The organism is Bathymodiolus azoricus thioautotrophic gill symbiont, assembly GCF_001298715.1.
GTDB lineage: Bacteria > Pseudomonadota > Gammaproteobacteria > PS1 > Pseudothioglobaceae > Thiodubiliella.
This window is the reverse complement of the sequence record NZ_CDSC02000155.1, coordinates 1-945: the sequence shown is the minus strand read 5'-3', so window position 1 is coordinate 945 and position 945 is coordinate 1. Positions and strand designations below refer to the sequence as shown.

Genomic DNA, 945 nt, shown 5'->3' with positions numbered 1-945 from the left:
ATTATCACCCCAAAACCTCTGACAACTTTTTAAAATTTCTTATATAGAACATCCTAAGAAGCCTTCTTCTTATTCTGATTCAATTTTATACTTTCTTGGTACACATCCATTGGTTTTTTGTAATCTAACGTCTGATGGAATCTTCTGTTGTTGTAAAACTCAATATAGTCATCCACATCAGTGGTTAGTTCGTTTATGGTCTGGTATGCGTTCAAATAGATTCTTTCGACTTTGGCGCTTCGCCAGAAGCGCTCAATGCAGATATTGTCGGTTGCTCTGCCTCTGCCATCCATTGATATAGTAATACCCAATTTTTTGAGTCTTTGAGTGTGCACTTCACTGGTGTACTGGCTACCCTGATCGGTATTAAATATCTCTGGATGTGGATACTTCTCTAAAGCTTCGTTAAGCACATTCATTACCAACTGAGAATCCATGGTGTTGGATATCTTGTACGATAGCACAACTTTGCTGTGCCAATCAATAATAGCAGCCATACAAACCATACCGCCTGCAATCTTGATGTAGGTGATGTCAGTGCTCCATACGTGATTAGCATGGCTGATATTCAATCCTCGCAACTTGTAACTATACTTCTTATGCGCTTTGATTGGTGTTGTCGTGTTAATAGGTTTAACCGCTAGTACGGCTTGCAAGCCTAGTTCTTGACGGTAGCGTACTACCGTATTTAAGCTTACCTTGTAAGCATCTTCCAGAAGCTGCTTATGCACCTTCTTCTCACCGTAGATGGGTATTTCTTCAAATACTTTGGTGATGTGATTTTTAATGGTTTGCTTGGTGTGATTAACGCGTGGCTTATAATATAAGCCACTGCGATTAATGCCAAGTGGTTGACATTGTTGATTAATGGATAAAGAAGAGGGTGAAGAATGGACTGTAATAGGCTTGAGATCAATCGACTGCTTTAGTTTAGATGAGCCCAAG

1 protein-coding gene is annotated in these 945 nt (G+C 39.7%); it reads right to left on the bottom strand.

Annotation, left to right across the window (positions count from 1 at the left end; translation table 11 throughout):
• Positions 1 to 53: 53 nt before the first annotated feature.
• On the bottom strand, positions 54 to 945 hold an 892-nt coding region (locus BAZSYMA_RS03170; RefSeq protein ID WP_195910067.1), incomplete at its 5' end, for an IS3 family transposase.